General features: G+C 40.0%; 19 protein-coding genes and 1 pseudogene. 15 read left to right on the top strand and 5 right to left on the bottom strand.

The genetic code is table 11. From position 1 onward, the window contains the following. Window positions 1-517 precede the first annotated feature (517 nt). The 9 genes from E5A76_RS09515 (at window position 518) to E5A76_RS09475 (ending at window position 7,074) form a co-directional block, all read left to right on the top strand. On the top strand, window positions 518-1,144 hold the full coding sequence (locus E5A76_RS09515) for a PepSY-associated TM helix domain-containing protein (protein WP_161118775.1): 627 nt from the start codon (window positions 518-520) through the stop codon (window positions 1,142-1,144). A gap of 17 nt (window positions 1,145-1,161) precedes the next feature. Next, window positions 1,162-1,686, top strand: a complete 525-nt coding sequence (locus E5A76_RS09510) for a DUF2271 domain-containing protein (RefSeq protein WP_045071289.1) — start codon at window positions 1,162-1,164, stop codon at window positions 1,684-1,686. 13 nt (window positions 1,687-1,699) lie between these two features. Beyond that, on the top strand, window positions 1,700-2,530 hold the full coding sequence (locus tag E5A76_RS09505; RefSeq protein WP_161118774.1) for a DUF4198 domain-containing protein: 831 nt from the start codon (window positions 1,700-1,702) through the stop codon (window positions 2,528-2,530). A gap of 93 nt (window positions 2,531-2,623) precedes the next feature. Further along, a complete protein-coding gene (locus E5A76_RS09500) occupies window positions 2,624-2,947 on the top strand; it encodes a hypothetical protein (protein WP_023934378.1) in 324 nt (107 codons plus the stop codon). Continuing rightward, window positions 2,944-3,540, top strand: a complete 597-nt coding sequence (locus tag E5A76_RS09495; protein WP_161118773.1) for a DUF6162 family protein — start codon at window positions 2,944-2,946, stop codon at window positions 3,538-3,540. Before E5A76_RS09500 ends, E5A76_RS09495 begins: the two co-directional genes overlap by 4 nt. 55 nt (window positions 3,541-3,595) lie before the next feature. Next, window positions 3,596-4,516, top strand: coding sequence for a metal ABC transporter solute-binding protein, Zn/Mn family (locus E5A76_RS09490; RefSeq protein ID WP_161118772.1), 921 nt, complete (start codon window positions 3,596-3,598; stop codon window positions 4,514-4,516). Beyond that, window positions 4,513-5,271, top strand: coding sequence for a metal ABC transporter ATP-binding protein (locus E5A76_RS09485; protein ID WP_187695609.1), 759 nt, complete (start codon window positions 4,513-4,515; stop codon window positions 5,269-5,271). Before E5A76_RS09490 ends, E5A76_RS09485 begins: the two co-directional genes overlap by 4 nt. Continuing rightward, complete coding sequence (locus tag E5A76_RS09480) at window positions 5,271-6,146, top strand: metal ABC transporter permease (RefSeq protein WP_161118771.1); 876 nt, start codon at window positions 5,271-5,273, stop codon at window positions 6,144-6,146. Before E5A76_RS09485 ends, E5A76_RS09480 begins: the two co-directional genes overlap by 1 nt. Before the next feature lie 43 nt (window positions 6,147-6,189). Next, window positions 6,190-7,074: a metal ABC transporter solute-binding protein, Zn/Mn family gene (locus tag E5A76_RS09475; protein ID WP_161118776.1), complete on the top strand. Its 885-nt coding sequence runs from the start codon at window positions 6,190-6,192 to the stop codon at window positions 7,072-7,074. A 179-nt stretch (window positions 7,075-7,253) separates the two neighbouring features. On the opposite strand, the gene E5A76_RS09470 is transcribed toward E5A76_RS09475, so the two are convergent. The 3 genes from E5A76_RS09470 to E5A76_RS09460 all read right to left on the bottom strand — a co-directional run bounded on the left by E5A76_RS09470 (window position 7,254) and on the right by E5A76_RS09460 (window position 9,985). Beyond that, on the bottom strand, window positions 7,254-7,769 hold the full coding sequence (locus tag E5A76_RS09470) for an NUDIX hydrolase (RefSeq protein ID WP_161118770.1): 516 nt from the start codon (window positions 7,767-7,769) through the stop codon (window positions 7,254-7,256). Window positions 7,770-7,780: 11 nt separating this feature from the next. Then, complete coding sequence (locus E5A76_RS09465; RefSeq protein ID WP_161118769.1) at window positions 7,781-8,833, bottom strand: GGDEF domain-containing protein; 1,053 nt, start codon at window positions 8,831-8,833, stop codon at window positions 7,781-7,783. Window positions 8,834-9,061: 228 nt separating this feature from the next. Beyond that, a complete protein-coding gene (locus tag E5A76_RS09460) occupies window positions 9,062-9,985 on the bottom strand; it encodes an alpha/beta fold hydrolase (RefSeq protein ID WP_161118768.1) in 924 nt (307 codons plus the stop codon). 277 nt (window positions 9,986-10,262) lie between these two features. Here E5A76_RS09460 and galE point away from each other — a divergent pair, with 277 nt between their 5' ends. Then, entirely contained in the window at window positions 10,263-11,282 is a 1,020-nt protein-coding gene (gene galE, locus E5A76_RS09455; RefSeq protein ID WP_161118767.1) for a UDP-glucose 4-epimerase GalE, read from the top strand. Window positions 11,283-11,347: 65 nt separating this feature from the next. Here the strand turns inward: galE and E5A76_RS09450 are convergent, their stop codons facing one another. Next, a complete protein-coding gene (locus tag E5A76_RS09450; protein WP_161118766.1) occupies window positions 11,348-11,944 on the bottom strand; it encodes a DUF2238 domain-containing protein in 597 nt (198 codons plus the stop codon). A gap of 223 nt (window positions 11,945-12,167) precedes the next feature. Between E5A76_RS09450 and E5A76_RS09445 the strand changes: the two genes are divergently transcribed. After that, window positions 12,168-13,508 (top strand): DEAD/DEAH box helicase, encoded by a 1,341-nt coding sequence (locus tag E5A76_RS09445; protein WP_161118765.1) that lies wholly within the window; start codon window positions 12,168-12,170, stop codon window positions 13,506-13,508. Between the two features lie 132 nt (window positions 13,509-13,640). On the opposite strand, the gene E5A76_RS09440 is transcribed toward E5A76_RS09445, so the two are convergent. Then, window positions 13,641-14,192 (bottom strand): SPOR domain-containing protein, encoded by a 552-nt coding sequence (locus E5A76_RS09440; RefSeq protein WP_053989117.1) that lies wholly within the window; start codon window positions 14,190-14,192, stop codon window positions 13,641-13,643. Window positions 14,193-14,496: 304 nt separating this feature from the next. Here E5A76_RS09440 and E5A76_RS09435 point away from each other — a divergent pair, with 304 nt between their 5' ends. The 4 genes and pseudogenes from E5A76_RS09435 to E5A76_RS09420 all read left to right on the top strand — a co-directional run. Beyond that, window positions 14,497-14,877, top strand: a complete 381-nt coding sequence (locus E5A76_RS09435) for a LexA family protein (protein ID WP_161118764.1) — start codon at window positions 14,497-14,499, stop codon at window positions 14,875-14,877. A gap of 3 nt (window positions 14,878-14,880) precedes the next feature. Beyond that, window positions 14,881-16,185 carry a Y-family DNA polymerase gene (locus tag E5A76_RS09430; protein WP_161118763.1) on the top strand — a complete coding sequence of 435 codons (1,305 nt, stop codon included), beginning with the start codon at window positions 14,881-14,883 and terminating at the stop codon, window positions 16,183-16,185. A 232-nt stretch (window positions 16,186-16,417) separates the two neighbouring features. Further along, on the top strand, window positions 16,418-16,654 hold the full coding sequence (locus E5A76_RS09425) for a hypothetical protein (RefSeq protein ID WP_161118762.1): 237 nt from the start codon (window positions 16,418-16,420) through the stop codon (window positions 16,652-16,654). Between the two features lie 238 nt (window positions 16,655-16,892). Next, a pseudogene (locus tag E5A76_RS09420) lies at window positions 16,893-17,236 on the top strand (hypothetical protein); the annotation flags it as partial.

Genomic DNA, 17,236 nt, shown 5'->3' with positions numbered 1-17,236 from the left:
ATAAGCTAGTTTATTTTTTGTTTCCGTTATTGTAGAAAGTTATGTTCTTCGCTAATAGAAATTATAAAACAGCATGTTACTGTGCTGTTTTATAATTTAGATCATGGTTAGATATAGCAATAAGTAGGATTATTTATTACTTAGCCATGATTATCATGTGCTTGATGTTGAACAATAAGATCAACTCAGTTGATTTGTTGCATGTGGAATAAGGGAATGTTCGTCTTACTATTTATGCTCCGATTATGGATTTATGTTTTTGCTATCGGCTTTCACAGCATTAATTTGTTTTGAATGTAAATGGTAACACGTGAAATTAAAAGTCAGTGTAAACATCATGTTTCGCTGGCTTTTTTAATGAAAATGAATTAGTTAGTCTTCTTTCTAGTGTTTGAATTATCCTTCCTTCTTTACGATCTAGTCACCAACGTAAACAATGTAAATTAAATGCCAATAAGAACGATTATCAATTAAATTTACATCCATTCTCAGTCGGTAGTTAGTTTCTTTGGCAACAATGTTAAAGCATAAAAGCGTTCAACTGTGGGCTCGTCGCCTGCACATTTACATTTCAATGGCACTGTTATTAGTCGTTTTGTTCTTCGCAATTACAGGTATTACGCTTAACCGTCCTGAAGTGTTTGTCTCTGATTCTCCGAACATTACAGAGCAACAACTAACACTACCTACTGAACTGTTTTCTTCTCAGCAAGGCGAATTTGTACCCAATACAAAAGCGTTGCTCGATTACTTGTCTCAGCATGCAAATGTGAGTGGTACACCTTCTGAAGTGGAAGTGTTTACTGATCTTGATGGTAACGAACTCATCGAAGGGGAGATCTCGTTCGATTACAAAGGTCCTGGTTATAACGCCACTGTTTTCATCGATATGACGGCTGCAGAAGCCAAGATTGAAACCACCCATTACGGGATCATTGCGGTTTTAAATGATCTTCATAAAGGGCGAAATAGTGGTGAAGTGTGGAAGTGGTTTATCGATATTACTGCAGTATTAATGATTTTCTTTGTTTTAACCGGTGTGTGTTTATTACTACCTAAAAAGAAAACACTTATTACTTCAATGAAGTGGATGGGAGCTGGCTCAATCATCACAGCACTCATTTATCTTGCTTTTGTTCCTTAGTATTTAACAGGTTAACGATGACCATTAAAAATAAAATGAAAAAGACCTTACTGGCAACGTTACTGTTGGCGCCATTATCAACGGTATTTGCAAAGCCTTTACCAGAGTCAGCCAAATTAGATGTTGAGTTGACTTTACCGAGTATTGAAACCTCCATGTACGCACGCCCTTACGTTGCGGTGTGGATTGAAGATAGTCAACGTAAGCCTGTTCGCACGATGCAGCTGTGGGTAGGTAAAGATGAGTGGCTAAAAGATTTACGTAGCTGGTGGCGAAAAGTTGGTCGTTACGATCGTGAACTGGTTGATGCCGTTACCTCTGCAACTCGCCCTGTTGGTGAATACCGATTCTCTTGGGATGGTTTAGACGATAAAGGCAATCGTGTAGAGCAAGGGGATTACACCTTCTATGTTGAAGTGGTTCGTGAACACGGTGGTCGTAACTATCTGCGTCAAAAACTCTCTTTAGGTGAAAGCGAAGTTAGCCATGTTTTAGCACCAACTCAAGAAACAGGCACCATCAAGATTAACTACAAACTTTAAGTGAATTGTCATCATGAATAATAAATATAAAGCGCTATCTCTGGCTTGTTTGGTTGCTGCAGGACTTGGCATGACGTCAGTGGCTCAAGCTCACCCTCGTTGGGTTGTACCATCACACTTCACTGTTTCGAAAGAAGGCGGTGATTGGCTATCTTTTGACGTGACAGCGTCACATGGCACCTTTGTTTACGATAAGCCAGCAAGTATTGAAACGACACAGGTGATCATGCCTGATGGTCGTATGACAAACCCTAACTTTACTATCCGTGGTAAACGTCGTGCGATTTTTGATTTCTTCTTTGAAGAAGAAGGGACACACAAAATTCAAATTAATCAGACGCCTAAATACTACACATATTATAAAGCAGGTCGTCGTGACACTGTTAAATGGGCTGAAGCTAATAAAGCTAACCGTTTGACCGTATTACCAGAAAAGTCACGTGACGTTGTCACTCAAGTTAACTACACCCGTGCAGAAACTTATGTGACTGTCGGTAAGCCATCGAAAAAGGCAATGGAGTTAACCGGTGAATACTTGGAAATGGTACCTGTGACACACCCATCTGACATTGTTGAAGGTGAGCCAGTGACATTCCAGTTCTTCTTTAATGGTAAACCGCAAGCTGGCGTAACTGCCGACATTACTCGTGAAGGTACTTTATACCGTAACCATCAAGAGCAAATTGATGTAGTGAGTGACAAAGACGGCATGATCACATTCACACCAGCTGTTGCAGGTCGCTACCTGATGAAATCGAACTACAAAGGCATGGTAGAAAAGGATCCTATGTATGATCGTGCGAATGTTAACGTTCATCTAACCTTTGAAGCGCTTCTTCAGTAATTCATCGTCAATTTACTGTTTCGTTAGGCGTGTGATTAATGCGCCTAACCTTTTATAACGTTTAAGCCATTAAGTGGCTTGTTTGAGATAGTTATGAAAATTAAATCTTCCCTTTTATCTGTATCGCTATTTTGTGTGGGTACGTTTTCAAGCGCAGCTTTTGCCCACTTTCCATTGATGAGTTGTTGGTTTGAATCTGACAAGGTGCTTTGTGAAGCAGGATACAGCGATGGTAGTACTGCTGTTGAATACAATGTTGATATGTTTGACTACGACGACAACTTGATTGCTAAAGCGATGACAGATAAACGTTCTATCGCGGAATTTACCAAACCTGATACCGATTTTTACTTGGTATTCGATGCTGGACATGAAAACCCAGTGGAAGTGGATGTGGTAGAGATTAAAGAGAAATGATCCGTCAATCTGTTCGATCTGATAACGGCGATCGTGAAGGCAAATGGGTTGGATTGTGTATTAGCTTAATTCTACTGATTGCGTTTGTGTTATTGCCTTATCACCAAGCGAAAGAACCAGAAGCCGCATTGCTTTCTCATCAGGTTGCAATTACTGATTTATCACCTGATGAACTGGCAATGGTCGCGGAATTACGTTTAGCCCATGAAGAAATTCGTAACTTGTTCCAAGACACTGCTCTAGAAAATGGCACAGGCAGTTGGCCAGAGCTTAATGAGCTAGAAGAGTTTTGGATTGCACCTTTTGTGAAAGATAAAAGCTGGCAACGTAAAGGTCGTCATCAATGGACACTGGTTGCAGACGGTACTTATCAAGGTCTTCGTCAAAGTGATTCGGGTTCAATGTCAATCGTACTAAACAGTCATAGCAAAGCACCTGATATTTGGCTTGCTATGGATGACCAAGCTAAACCTTTTGAAACCAAGCAAAAGGTTGATGAACAGCAATTAATTTCAAACGGTTGGACACAAATAGTCTTCCAACCTGTTGCTGAAAATACATCGTCTTCAGCTAATTCAACCCATTCTCATTAAAAGAGGCAGAGCATTGGTCTCTGCCTTTTCTCAATCTACTGAGATATTTATAACAATGAACAAATTAATTAAATCAAGTCTTAGTGCGTTAGCTGTTCTGGCTGCAATGACGGCAAGTTTCAATAGCTTTGCGGCAGAAAAGAAGACTATAGGTATTACGCTTCAGCCTTACTATAGCTATGTAAAAGCAGTGGTAGGAGATAAAGCGGAAATCCTGCCGCTAGTAGATGCAGGCTTTAACCCTCATAACTATTTGCCTCAACCTAATGATCTTAAGCGTTTGAAAAAAATGGATATCATTGTAGTAAATGGTATCGGTCATGATGATTTTGCATTGAAAGTGATTCAAGCTGCAAACCGTGATGATTTAATTGTAATTGAAGCGAATAAAGATGTGCCTCTACTGCCTGCAATGGGTCAATCAGTAGGCACTGGCGCGGTAAATCCACATACGTTTGTTGGTTTATCGACCACGATCCAAAAGGTTTACACCATTGCCAATGAACTGGCGAAAATCGATCCAGAAAACGCAGCTGAATACCGTAAGAATGCGCGTAACTATGCCAAACAATTTCGTTTGATGAAGCGTGATGCGATGTTGACGTTAGGTGACTTAGATACCGCAGGTATGAAAGTGGCAACTACGCACAACGCTTATGGCTATCTATTACAAGAGTTTGGTGTAGATGTAGCTGCTGTTATTGAGCCTGCTCATGGGGTAGAGCCAAGCGCAAGCCAACTGCAAGAAACGATTGAAAAGATCAAACAATCGGGTATTGATGTGCTGTTTTACGAGCTAAATATGCCAAACCGTTATGTTGATACCATTGAAAAAGCAACAGGTGTTCAGCTATACCGTTTTTCTCACATGACTCATGGTCAATACGATCCGAAGAAAGTCGAAATTGAAATGAATGAAAACCTGATGACGTTAGTTGAAGCAATGAAATTTGCGGCTAAGAAGGATCAAGCATGATCATCGGCCCAAGTATTCAGCTTAAGAACGTCAATCTTCAATATGGTGTGAATCAGATTTTGTCTGATATCACCCATCAGTTTGAAGGGGGTCAATGTCACGTTGTGATGGGACCAAACGGCGGTGGCAAAACCTCACTGTTACGTTCGATTTTAGGTTTAACCCCGTTCGGCGGGGAAATTGACATTCTATGGGATGAATCAGTCAATAACGGTAAAGCGGGCACTATCGGTTATGTTCCACAAAAAGCCATGTTTGAGCAAAGCTTACCACTAACCGTGATGGATTTTATTTTGCTGAATCAAACCCGTTCACCGCTATTTTGGCGTCAACGACAAAAAGACAAACAACGCGCGTTAACTCAATTAGATCGCGTAGGAATGGCAAGCCGTGCTGAACGACGTATGGGGCAGTTATCTGGCGGTGAGCAACAACGTGTTTTATTCGCACAAGCGTTACTCGATAACCCAGATCTGTTGGTACTTGATGAGCCAACAACGGGGATGGATGAGCAAGGTGTTCGTTATTTAGAATCCTTGATCAAAGAATTTGTGGAACAAGGCAAAACGGTGCTGGCTGTTCACCATGATGTTACAGCTGTGCGCCGATTACAGGCACAAGTACATGTTGTTAATCGTATTTTGGTCGATAGTGGTGATTACAGTGAAGTCTTAGTGCCAGAAAAAATTGAGCGTTTATTCAATCACTATACTCAGCCGTTTGAATCAGATTCAGCGAAGAAAGAGGTCGCATAATGGAACTGTTAAGACATTGGGCACAATTAGGTGTTGATGCCGACTGGTTGAGCGAAAGCTTCTCTTATGCGTTTATGGTCAATGCCATCGTAGCTGCATTGTTACTTGGGCCGCTGCTTGGTGGCTTAGGGACATTAGTTATCGCAAAGCGTTTGGCGTTCTTCTCTGAAGCTGTCGGTCACGCTGCATTGACGGGCATTGCCTTAGGTGTGTTATTAGGCGAGCCGCCAGAGAATCCATTTATTGGGTTATTTAGCTTCTGTATGATTTTTGCGTTGTTACTGCATTTTGTCCGTAACCGTACCAACGTACCGTACGATACCTTAGTTGGGGTGTTCCTTGCGCTAGCATTAGCCGTCGGTGCTGCCTTATTGATGTACGTGGCCCGTAAGATCAATATCCACATGCTAGAAAACGTGTTATTTGGTTCGATTCTAACGGTGACAGATTATGACTTAATGGTGTTAGCCGTTAGCTGTGCATTAATTGTGTTGCTATTAATCCCAACTTTTAATCGTATTTTACTGACTTGTATCAGCCCTGATATTGCTCGTGTACGTGGCTATAAAACCAATTTTTACGACTACTTGTTCGTTATGATGATCACTTTAGTCACCATTGCATCTGTCAAAATTGTCGGTGCGGTATTGGTTGGAGCATTGCTGCTTATTCCGGGAGCGACAGCAAGACTGCTTACCAAAAATATGGGGAGCTTTGTTTTACTTTCAGCGTTATTAGCAACCATCAGCTGCGTCATTGGTACTGTATTACCTATGGAGCTAAAGATGCCGGTTCCATCAGGAGCTGCGATTATTATTGTATCTGCATTCTTCTTTTTATCAGCAACGATTTTCCGCATTGTGCGTAAAGGTTAATAAAGGAAACATTATGTTTTTAATCAATCCGTTTTCTCGCGCTATGCGTAAGTCACAAACGTTAATTGTTGGGGCTTGTTTAACTGCATCAGTGCTGTTGCCGTCAACAATGGCGAATGCTAAAGATATTTTAACCGCAACTCCTGTTACTTATATGTTGGCATCTGAATTGACCAAAGATACGGGGATCACAACGGGGTATTTGCCACCGAAACGCTACGGTATTTCTCGTTTACCGAATTGGTTTACCACTAAAGGTTCAGAAGTTGCCAGTGCTGCAAGCCATTCCGCGACAGCAGTTGTTTCGCTAGGTGCTATTTGGCCTCAAGATCCTTTGTTTCAGCATGCTCGTGAAGGCAATATTAAAGTTGTCGAAATTGATGCGTCACAAGCGATTTCACCGCGTGCGCAAGGGGTAGCGACGTTACGTTTAAATGATGGTTCAACATCCATGTACGCTTGGTTAAACCCGAATAACTTAACTGTGATGTCATCAATTGTTAGTCGTGATCTTCAGCGTTTATGGCCTGAAAAAGCACCACAAATAAAACAGAATCAACAAGACTTAATGGCAAATGTACGTCAACTGATCAATCGCCAACAAAAAGCGTTAATGGAAGCGAATGTTGATGCTGTTGTGTTGTTATCTTCTGAATTAGAAGATTTCGCATCAGGTAACCAATTGTTTGTAGTTGATCGCCTCACTAAGCCTGAGCTGGAATGGAGTGACGAAGATAAAGCCCGTTTAGTGAAATTGGTGGCAGAGGATCCTTCAGTTACCTTGCTCACGACTAAAGCACAGAGCCAAAGTATGAAAAAATTAGTTTCAGAACAAACCAAAGTGATTGTTATTGATAGCATTGATCGTTGGGGACGTGCTGGTATTAACAGTGAAAAACCATTACAGCGATGGGAAGTGAATATTTAAAAAGTCTACTTATTCATGTGGTTGTAAATAAATTGTAACCGTGAATTGTGATAGTAGAAGAGTCAAGCGTCCACTGCTTCGACGTGTAAGTACTTATCTGTTACCCATGAGAACAGGTAATTAAAAGGTACTACTTTTGCCCAGCTTAATGCTGGGCTTTTTTATGGTGTTTTAAATGATTATAGATAGCCTGCAAGACGGGCTTTCAGAAAGGCAGCTAAGGTTTTGTTATCTTGGATTTCGTTTTGAGCAATCTTCTGTTCTACTTGTTGTACTGAAAGTGTGACAACTTCAATAATTTCATCGTCATCCAATTCACCAATGGTGGGTGTTAAATCGGTAGCAACAAACAGGTATTGGATTTCATCACAAAAGCTCGGAACGGGGAGGAGCTCACCGAGTGATTGCCAGCTCTCAGCTTTTAAATTCACTTCTTCAGCCAGTTCACGTTTAGCACATTCAAATACATCTTCATTTGGCTCTAATGTGCCAGCAGGAAATTCTAAGATCCATTGCTTAATTGCTGGGCGATATTGGTTAACGAGAACGATATGTCCTTGGCTATTAATAGGAATGATCACAACAGCGCCGGGATGCTTAATCGTTGTGAAATTCACTTGTTTGTTGTTTGGTAACAAGTGTTCTTGTTCTTCGACTGAAAAACATTTCCATTGATAGTGTATTTTTGAGGACATAGAAATAACCTTTATTCGTTGGTTGCGATTTGATTATATCCCCAACGTTTCGCACGCATCAATGCACTTTCAGCCTTAATGTAATCGTATCTAAAATCTTGATATTCCACAGCGGTGATCCCTACGCTAATGGTGATATTAATACGATGTCCTGTTTCTAATTCTAGTGACCATTTAGCGACTTCATTACGTAGTTGAATTGCCATAAATTCGGCTTTTTGAATATCGGCATCAGGTAATAAAATACAGAATTCTTGGCAACTTAAACGGGAAATTTTCGCTTTATCACCACAATGTTCATTGAGGCATTTCGCAAGCATCATAATAGTTTTGTCACCTGCATCTAAACCAAAGCGATCATTGATCTCTCGTAAATTATCAATATCAAGCAATAACATCGAAATATCGCGGCGATAACGCTGACAACGTGATGATTCAGTTAAATATAGTGGGACAAAACCTTCACGGTTAAGTAGACCTGTTAGGTAATCGTGCGTGGTGGTGCGTTTTACTTGTTTAATAGCATCGTAACGGTGACGAGAAAGTAAAAATGCCATCACGAAAATAATGGAATAAGCACAGATATTCTGCAACGCAGAGGAGATCTGTAAGTGTTTATTAGTGATTTCTGAAATGCTTAATACAATATAAATAAAGCCAAAAATCAGACTATACCAGCCAGCAGTTTTAATTCTAAGTGCAAAAAAGCACAGTAACGGAATAGTTAAACCAATAGTGTTACTGATATGACGTGCACCATCAAAGTAAAAACCACTGGCGCAAACAAGGGTGGTTGCAACTAAGAAGATCCAAAATAACACTTTAGATGAAATGGCAGAGCGGTTAAGTATGGCTAAGGCATAACAAAGCAACATTCCAACGACACCCACAAAGGTAAAGTAGTATTCAGCGTTAGAAACAAAATAAGTAAACGCAATAACGGCACAAATTGCGCCAGCAAAAGGGAAGAGTAACGCTAACTGTTTTTGGAGGGTTTTTTCGCTTAGCTCAATGTAAGCAAAGTTGGTGGGTTGTAATTGATTACTTTTTATTAATGTCGTCATAAAGTTAGAAACGCCTATGCACAGATAAATGAATGCAACATGTTGTGCATGGGCGAGGATAACAGTATTTCACTTTATGTCTAATTATTTTTGAAAATTAATGTAACTAGCTATAACAATGACAATTAAAAAAGAGTGATTGTAATTATTTGTTGGCAATGTGATCAAATAGGTGTCTAAAAGGTGAAATATAAGAGGTAATTATTTACCTCTTATATATTCGATGAGTTATTGCTGTAGAAAGTTATTAATAAGTTTTGATGTTAATTCTGGTTGCTCATTGGTCACACCATGAGCGGTATTAGGTAATACAACAATAGGGGCTTGGGTGTATTTACTTAATTTAATGCCGTTAGAGAGCGGGAATATTTTGTCTTTTTCACCCCAAATAAGCATCAATTCTGGTAACTGTTTTGGATCAAATTGCTGTATGCGGTCACGATCTGAGGGCAGTGTTTGAATTAACTGGGTACGCTCTGGCTTCCATTGTGAAAAATAGCCTTGGTAAATCTGATTGGCGAGGAAATCAGGTAGCGACTTTTTACTTACAAAAACGTTATCGTATAGGCGACGAATACCATCCCCATTTTCTGGTACAAAGAGATCTTCTGGCGCTTTAACACCAGCACGTTGCACTAATTCAGCTAAATCATTATCGCTAAATAGTGGACCTGGGCTAGCAATAATAATCGCTTTGTTAATACGCTCAGGCGTTGTCATCATATCGTAAGTGACAAAACCACCGTATGAGATACCAACGACGTTGATCTTGTCGATGTTCATACTGTTAACTAATTGCCAAATAGCTTGGGTTTGAGTGGTTAATCGAGGCTTAGCATCACTTTGTGATTCGCCAAACCATAATAAATCCGGTGCTATAACACGGTAGTGGTGACTTAATTCAAGCATTTCTGCTTTCCATGTTGCAGCAGCAGTACCACCAAAGCCATGGAGAAGTAACAAAGGTTCACCTTTACCACCTTCCCAGTAGCTCAGTTTACCGCCTTCTTTTAATGCTAATGTATGTTTTGTAAAACCATCTTCATGTAGGGCTGTATTGTCGTGATCAGTTTTCCATTGAACAACTTCACAGCCAGTGAGAAGAGTGAAAAGGCTACAGACCATAAGGGTCTTGGATAATAAACGTTTCATAATGGCTCGACAGATAGAAAAACGTGGATTAAATAATACAGTGTTTTATAATTTCCAAGCAAGATGATAACAATGAGATTGCATTGATAATTGTAACCATACATAAATGGGATTAAATGTTTTTGATAACATACTTCAGCGTCATTGACTTGATTAATTGGTGTATTCTCATGATAATTATCGGCAACTAATTGATTAGCCTTTTGTTTGACGTTTGATTCAATGATTTGAGCGTAAGTTTATAGGTAGTCAGCATTTTTAAGGATTAGGAGACACTATGCGTGTTTTAGTTACTGGTGGCATGGGCTATATCGGCAGCCATACTTGCGTACAAATGATTGAAGCGGGTATGACACCGATCATCGTCGATAATTTATATAACAGTAAAGAAACAGTATTAGGTCGAATTGAAAACCTAACAGGTGTTAAGCCTGCTTTCTATAAAGGTGATATTCGCGATCGTGCATTTTTAGACAGTGTATTTGCTGAAAATGAAATTGACGCAGTTATTCATTTTGCAGGCTTAAAAGCGGTAGGTGAGTCAGTAGAAAAGCCACTTGAGTACTATGACAACAACGTTCACGGTACATTAGTATTAGTCGAAGCGATGCGTGCTGCTAGCGTTAATGCATTGATTTTCAGTTCATCTGCTACGGTTTATGGCGATCCTGCTTCTGTGCCAATTACAGAAGATTTCCCAACCAGCGCAACGAACCCTTATGGTCGTAGTAAGTTAATGGTTGAAGAGTGTTTAGCTGATATTCAACATGCTTACCCAGAAATGAGTATTACGCTATTGCGTTACTTCAACCCTGTTGGCTCTCATAAGTCAGGTACCATGGGTGAAGATCCACAAGGTATTCCAAATAACTTGATGCCATTTATTTCTCAAGTGGCTGTGGGTCGTCGTGAGTTCCTATCAGTGTTTGGTAACGATTACCCAACGATTGATGGTACAGGTGTACGTGATTACATCCACGTTGTGGATTTAGCTGATGGCCACTTAGCTGCGCTGAACCATAAAGGCACTGAAGCAGGCTTGCATATCTATAATCTCGGTACAGGTAATGGTAATAGTGTACTGCAAATGGTTGATGCATTCTCGAAAGCATCTGGTGTTGAAGTAGCATACCGTATTGCACCACGTCGCCCTGGTGACATTGCTGAATGTTGGGCAGATCCTGCGAAAGCAAAAGCTGAACTACATTGGGAAGCGAAGCTAACCTTAGATGATATGACGCAAGATACTTGGCGTTGGCAGTCAACTAACCCAAATGGTTACCCAGACGTTGAATAAGTTTTGATGGTTACAAATAAATAAGGCGCTCAATGAGCGCCTTATTTTTATCTAGGTAAATGCTTTTAGTTTCCTTTTTGATAAGGTTTGAAAATGAAGAACAAACTCAAACTAAATAGTGCACCTAGTGTATCTGAGAGCATATCTTTTTGCGCATCCCAAATGTCACCTTGAGAGCCTAAGAACTCGATACCAGCTTCACCACCAGCACTTGCTGCGTACCACCATTCAATGATTTCGTAAGCGGCGGCGGTTGCCATAATAGCAAATAAGCCAAATAAACCGGCAATGAGCGGTTTACAGTGATTTTTTCTTACAAGGTATTCAGCGATAGGAAAAGCATAGAAGCCGATAGAAAAGTGGGCGAGGCGATCAAAGTTATTACGGCTTGAGCCAATCAAATCGTTGAACCAATCAAATGGGACATTCGCAAAAGTGTAATGTGCACCAATATTATGCAGTACCAGCCAAACTGCCATTAAGCTGTACGCAAGGTTACTAAAGCGGAAATGGCGAAAAGAGAAAACCAGTACACCAAAGATTAGTATGAGTGGAATCGCTTCTGCTATCCATACTTCTCTAAATGCAGGGTTTATTCCCAAAATAATAAAAAAGAGGCCATAAGAAATGGCTAGCCATAAAGGAAATTTATTGTCTGACATCATATATCCCTATTGAATAAATCTCGGCTAGATTAGACTAAATGCTCATTAATTTCCAATTCACACGATTTTTCATTTTTGCTACGAAATGAAGCGGGTAAATTTTCTTTCTTAGTTAGAACTTGTGTTATAATCCGCGGCTAACGTTTTTCACGTTATTGTGATATTCATCATAGTTAACAGTAAACTCTATCCTGAGAGTTGTTTTTACCGGAGCATCATTTTGCATTTTAAAGATCTTGGATTAGACCCACGCCTACTTAAAAAAATTAATCACTTGGCGTTTGATCGAGCAACCGAAATTCAGCAAACAGCAATCCCTGTTGCTATCGCAGGCAAAGATATTTTGGCCTCTTCGAAAACGGGTTCCGGTAAAACATTGGCATTCTTGCTACCTGCAATGCAGCGTATGTACCGTAGCAAGCCATTTACACGTCGTGATCCTCGTGTAGTTATTCTTACGCCAACACGTGAACTAGCAAAACAAGTCTTTGCTCAGTTACGCACTTTAAATGCAGGTACACCCTACGATGGTACGCTAATTGTAGGTGGTGAAAACTTTAACGATCAGGTTAAAGCACTGCGTAACGATCCTATGTTTGTTGTAGCAACACCGGGTCGTTTAGCCGATCACCTAGAGCACCGTAGTACGCACCTTGATGGTTTAGAAATGCTGATCCTTGATGAAGCAGACCGTATGCTTGATTTAGGTTTCGCGCCACAGTTACGTCGTATTAATGAAGCGGCAAATCACCGTCGTCGCCAAACACTGATGTTCTCTGCAACACTTGATAACCAAGAAGTGATTGAGATTGCATCTGAAATGCTGGACAACCCGAAACGTATTTCTATTGGTCACTCAGCAGAAGAGCATAAAGACATTACGCAACGCTTTATTCTTTGTGATCACCTAGATCATAAACAAGCACTACTTGATAAAGTGTTAGAAACCACCGATTACAACCAGGTCATTATCTTTACCGCAACCCGTGCAGATACGGATCGTCTAACCAATGAGTTGAATGAGCGTAAACTAAAAGCGGTGGCGTTAAGTGGTAACTTAAACCAGAACCAACGTAATAGCATCATGAGCCAGTTCGAGCGTAACTGTCATAAGATCCTAGTAACAACGGATATCGCGTCACGTGGTTTGGATATTGATAACGTATCGCTAGTGATTAACTTCGATATGCCAAAACATGCTGAAGAATATGTTCACCGTGTAGGTCGTACTGGTCGTGCAGGTAATAAAGGTGATGCAGTATCACTTGTTGGTCCTAAAGACTGGAAGAGCTTTAAGAACGTTGAAGCTTTCCTTAACCAACGTATTGAGTTTTCAACTATCGAAGGTCTAGAAGGTAAGTTTAAAGGTCTTAAGCCTGCACCGAAGAAGAAATTCGTTAAGAAGAAACCAACAGGCGAGAAAGTGGTTGCACAGAAGAAGCAAGCACCTAAAGCGAAGCGTAAAGTGGATAAGCGTTTTTACGAGAACCAAGCGGTGGGTAATGACGTATTTATTCCTAAGAAAAAGCGCAATGTTGATGTGAGCAACGATGGCGAATAATCAACATTAACGATATGAAAGTCAGGGCAGCAGTGCTCTGACTTTTTTATTATTTGTGAATACTGAATTTCACGCATTAAAAAAGCCAGCAGTTATGATGCTGGCTTTTTTGTATCGGCTTACGAACAACGATTAACGTAGTTGGTAAACTTGACCTTCTTTATCAGCTTTAACAGCAGCAAAGCTTAGTGGGAAAGGACCTTGTGCTTGTACTGATGCTGGTAGGTATTGGATTGCTTGGCGAGCTTCTTCTTTTGTTGCGAAGTTACCGTAGATCACAGCATACCAGTTACGACCATTTACACGCTTCCAGTTAACCCAGATTGGCTCGTTACCGTGAATTGGTTGTAGGTAACCACGAAGGTTACGCTCTTCACTTAACGCAAGAATTTGTACCGTGTAACGAGAAGGTGAGATATCACCGAATGCTTGATCATTCGTCATTGATGTTTCATCTTCTAAATGCGCGTTATCGTTATTGATGTAGTCGCTGTCAATCACTGGTGGTGGTGTTACTGTTGTTTCAGGTGCTACAGTGTCAGCCGGTTGTTGACACTGAAAGTTAGAGCCATCAATTTTAGATGGCATTAGGTAACCTGAATCACATGGGCTGTCAGAAGAAGCACAACCAGATAATGCGAATAGTCCTAAAAGAATAGCTGCCTTACGATTCAGCAACGTCATACGTCTCTCCATAATCTTTAGACGAGAATACTAAATTGAAAAATACCGTTAGTTGAAGGTATGGATGTTTAGTATCAAATATTATTTCGTCTATTGTATCCAATAAAGGCATATTTACCGCATTAAAATATTATAAAAAACGTTGTTTGATGTTTTTTTATTCGATTAAAACAGTATTTTATTGGTTTTTTATATGTTTGTGCTTTCTATCATTTGAGTGGTGAAGTGAAAGCAATAAAAAAGTGATTTTAAGGTATGAATTGTATTAAACTGTATAAGTGTACAGTGTGTTGAGTGTTATCTAATGAGTGCGTATCCGTACTTTATTGAATCCGTTCCTTGTGGTTTTCCGTCTCCTGCTGATGGTCATCAAGAGAGCTTAGATCTTGATGAATATCTTATCCGTCATCCTAATGCGACTTTCTTTCTGCGTGCTTCTGGTGAGTCCATGATTGGGGCTGGCATTTATGATGGTGATTTGCTGGTGGTTGATCGTGCTGAAACCGTAGCTCCGGGCAGAATTGTGATCGCACGTATTTATGATGAATTTACTTGTAAACGATTAGTTCGCTATGAGGGAGTGTGGTGGTTAAAAGCCGAAAACCCTGTAATGAAGTCTTTTCCATTACCTCAAGATGCTGAAATATTTGGTGTCGTCACTCGTAATATCCATAACTTGCTGTAGCGTATGTCTGACAATCTTATCGGGAAGCGGGATCAAGTATGGGCATTGATTGATGCCAAAAGCTTCTATTGCTCCTGCGAACAACTCTTTGATCCTACTATTGCTAACAAGCCTGTTGTGGTGCTTTCTAATAACGATGGTTGTTGTGTTGCGTTATCTGAACAAGCCAAAGCTCTTGGCATTACTCGTGGGGCTCCTTGGTTTAAAGTCGAGCGAGAAGCGCGTTCAAAAGGTGTTGTGGTACGTAGTTCTAACTACACCTTATATGCGGATATGAGTCGACGTTTTATTGAAGAACTTTCTAACTTTTCGCCTTGTGTAGAGCAATATAGTATTGATGAAGCCTTTGTTCGTTTAGATGGTTTTAAGCTTGATCAACTGGAAGATTATGGCCGTCAAATCAAACAGACCATCTACAAAAATATTGGCTTACCGGTACGTGTTGGTATTGGTGCAACACCAACATTGGCGAAATTAGGTAACCAAGCTGCAAAAGTTTATGAGCAACGTGTTCAAGGCGTAGTTCAAATAGATAGCGATCATAAAAGAGAATGGTTACTGGCCCGTACTGATGTGCAGAATATCTGGGGAATAGGCGCAAAAACCGCAACTCGATTACGTACAATGGGGATTGATAACGCGCTGCAACTCTCTCAAAAAAATGCCCCAGAGATGCGACGAGTATGGAATGTGGTGCTGGCACGTACCGTTATGGAGTTACAAGGTATCGCCTGTATCGATCCCGGTGATATTGATGAAACCAAAAAACAGATATTATCCAGTCGCAGTTTTGGTCAAGGGATCACTGATTTTGAAGAGCTGAAATCAGCATTAGCGTTTCACTGTCAGCGAGCAGGTGAAAAATTAAGACGGCAAGGTAGCCAAGCAAATGTCGTCGGTGTTTTTCTTCGTACTAACCGTTATAAGCAATTACCACAATTGAATCGCAGTAGTGCAGTCCCTTTAATGTGCCCAAGCCAAGATAACTATAAGTTTATTGATTCAGCGCTTCAGCAGTTAAAACAGATCTATAAGCCGGGATATGAATACCAGAAAGTAGGGGTGATCTTAGATGAACTTACACTTGCTGTAGATGAAGGCTTTCAGTTGGATATGTTTGATACCAGTGCCTTTGATGAAGCCAAACGACGAGAATTAATGGCAATTACCGATATGATGAATGCCAAGTTCAAGAATGGTATAAAGCCAGCTTCTGTTATCGCCACCTCAAATTGGCATATGAAACAAGCATTTCGTTCTAATCGTTGGACAACACGATTAGATGAATTACCGATTGCGAAATGTTGAACCTCTGTCGCTTCTCAAAACTAAAGCGTTGTTATAACCAATAAATAAAAATGTGTAGATAGTGAAAGTTAAGCGTGAGGCTAATAATCGCTATGTACGCTTTTGCTTATAGATGCGTGATTTATTTATATATACAGAGCTAGATAGATCTTTTTTCTCTATCAAATAGTGAATCGATATTTTTTAACATTCTTCACTCTATTAGTATTAATAGAACAGATAGGAGTGAAGTATGAAAAAATGGATACAGGAAAAAAATCATAAGCAAGCCAGAGTGACTGCTGCAATAGTGGCTATTGGGTTAATTATCGTGTCTCTAATGACATCGGGTTTAGCGAGTGCGTTATGTGATCTTGCTGCATTTTTAATTTTGATCACCGTAGTGTGGATGAAAATAGACAGCAATAAAGAACAGTCTCAAGAAAAGATCTTAGTTAATAGCAGTGAAAAGTTAGAGATTGAACCTTAAATAGCGAGGTAATGCGTGAATAACTATCTCATTTGTTTAAATTTACTCAATGATGACTTTACAATGGCGGCACTTCATTGCTACTAACGAGATTGTGCTGATAAATTGTTCTTTTTATGACTAATTAACTATTTATACTTAGAAAATTTAGCAATTTTTCCTCTATCTTTGCTATTTAACCTCTCTATTTGCTAAGGTTTCTGAAGATATCTCTTCTATTCATGCAAAAGGAATGCTTATGCGCTTGCTTATAAGTCTATTAGCCTCTCTACTTATCTGTTTTTCCGCTCAGGCAAGTGAAAAAAAATATTCAGAAACCGATATGTTAGAAAAGCCATTCATGGAACGTTATATTCTCGATGAGCTGAAAGATTTACGTGAATCTCAGCAAGATCTTGAACGTCGAATGGTGATTGAAATTACTGACCGTGAGTTAGCTGTTGCTGATAAATCTCTGAATTACGCCAATGTAACTGTGACTTACTTTTTCTATATTATTGCCGGTGTAGCATCACTGATTGCTTTTGTTGGTTGGCAGTCATTACGTGAGTTCAAGAGTAATACAAAAGAGATGGCAGATAA

Origin of the sequence: Photobacterium lucens (assembly GCF_009873615.1) — a bacterium.
GTDB classification, from domain to species: Bacteria; Pseudomonadota; Gammaproteobacteria; order Enterobacterales; family Vibrionaceae; genus Photobacterium; species Photobacterium lucens.
Note: the sequence above shows the minus strand (reverse complement) of the source record. Positions and strands in the feature narration are given on the sequence as shown.

What these genes read in the sequence shown, in the direction of transcription:
- E5A76_RS09470 (WP_161118770.1), bottom strand. Translation starts at nt 7,769, where the DNA reads ATGTCCTCAAAAATACACTATCAATGGAAATGTTTTTCAGTCGAAGAA.
- E5A76_RS09485 (WP_187695609.1), top strand. Translation starts at nt 4,513, where the DNA reads ATGATCATCGGCCCAAGTATTCAGCTTAAGAACGTCAATCTTCAATAT.
- E5A76_RS09475 (WP_161118776.1), top strand. Translation starts at nt 6,190, where the DNA reads ATGCGTAAGTCACAAACGTTAATTGTTGGGGCTTGTTTAACTGCATCA.
- galE (WP_161118767.1), top strand. Translation starts at nt 10,263, where the DNA reads ATGCGTGTTTTAGTTACTGGTGGCATGGGCTATATCGGCAGCCATACT.
- E5A76_RS09440 (WP_053989117.1), bottom strand. Translation starts at nt 14,192, where the DNA reads ATGACGTTGCTGAATCGTAAGGCAGCTATTCTTTTAGGACTATTCGCA.
- E5A76_RS09515 (WP_161118775.1), top strand. Translation starts at nt 518, where the DNA reads ATGTTAAAGCATAAAAGCGTTCAACTGTGGGCTCGTCGCCTGCACATT.
- E5A76_RS09500 (WP_023934378.1), top strand. Translation starts at nt 2,624, where the DNA reads ATGAAAATTAAATCTTCCCTTTTATCTGTATCGCTATTTTGTGTGGGT.
- E5A76_RS09495 (WP_161118773.1), top strand. Translation starts at nt 2,944, where the DNA reads ATGATCCGTCAATCTGTTCGATCTGATAACGGCGATCGTGAAGGCAAA.
- E5A76_RS09430 (WP_161118763.1), top strand. Translation starts at nt 14,881, where the DNA reads ATGTCTGACAATCTTATCGGGAAGCGGGATCAAGTATGGGCATTGATT.
- E5A76_RS09505 (WP_161118774.1), top strand. Translation starts at nt 1,700, where the DNA reads ATGAATAATAAATATAAAGCGCTATCTCTGGCTTGTTTGGTTGCTGCA.
- E5A76_RS09435 (WP_161118764.1), top strand. Translation starts at nt 14,497, where the DNA reads ATGAGTGCGTATCCGTACTTTATTGAATCCGTTCCTTGTGGTTTTCCG.
- E5A76_RS09510 (WP_045071289.1), top strand. Translation starts at nt 1,162, where the DNA reads ATGACCATTAAAAATAAAATGAAAAAGACCTTACTGGCAACGTTACTG.
- E5A76_RS09425 (WP_161118762.1), top strand. Translation starts at nt 16,418, where the DNA reads ATGAAAAAATGGATACAGGAAAAAAATCATAAGCAAGCCAGAGTGACT.
- E5A76_RS09450 (WP_161118766.1), bottom strand. Translation starts at nt 11,944, where the DNA reads ATGTCAGACAATAAATTTCCTTTATGGCTAGCCATTTCTTATGGCCTC.
- E5A76_RS09480 (WP_161118771.1), top strand. Translation starts at nt 5,271, where the DNA reads ATGGAACTGTTAAGACATTGGGCACAATTAGGTGTTGATGCCGACTGG.
- E5A76_RS09490 (WP_161118772.1), top strand. Translation starts at nt 3,596, where the DNA reads ATGAACAAATTAATTAAATCAAGTCTTAGTGCGTTAGCTGTTCTGGCT.
- E5A76_RS09460 (WP_161118768.1), bottom strand. Translation starts at nt 9,985, where the DNA reads ATGAAACGTTTATTATCCAAGACCCTTATGGTCTGTAGCCTTTTCACT.
- E5A76_RS09465 (WP_161118769.1), bottom strand. Translation starts at nt 8,833, where the DNA reads ATGACGACATTAATAAAAAGTAATCAATTACAACCCACCAACTTTGCT.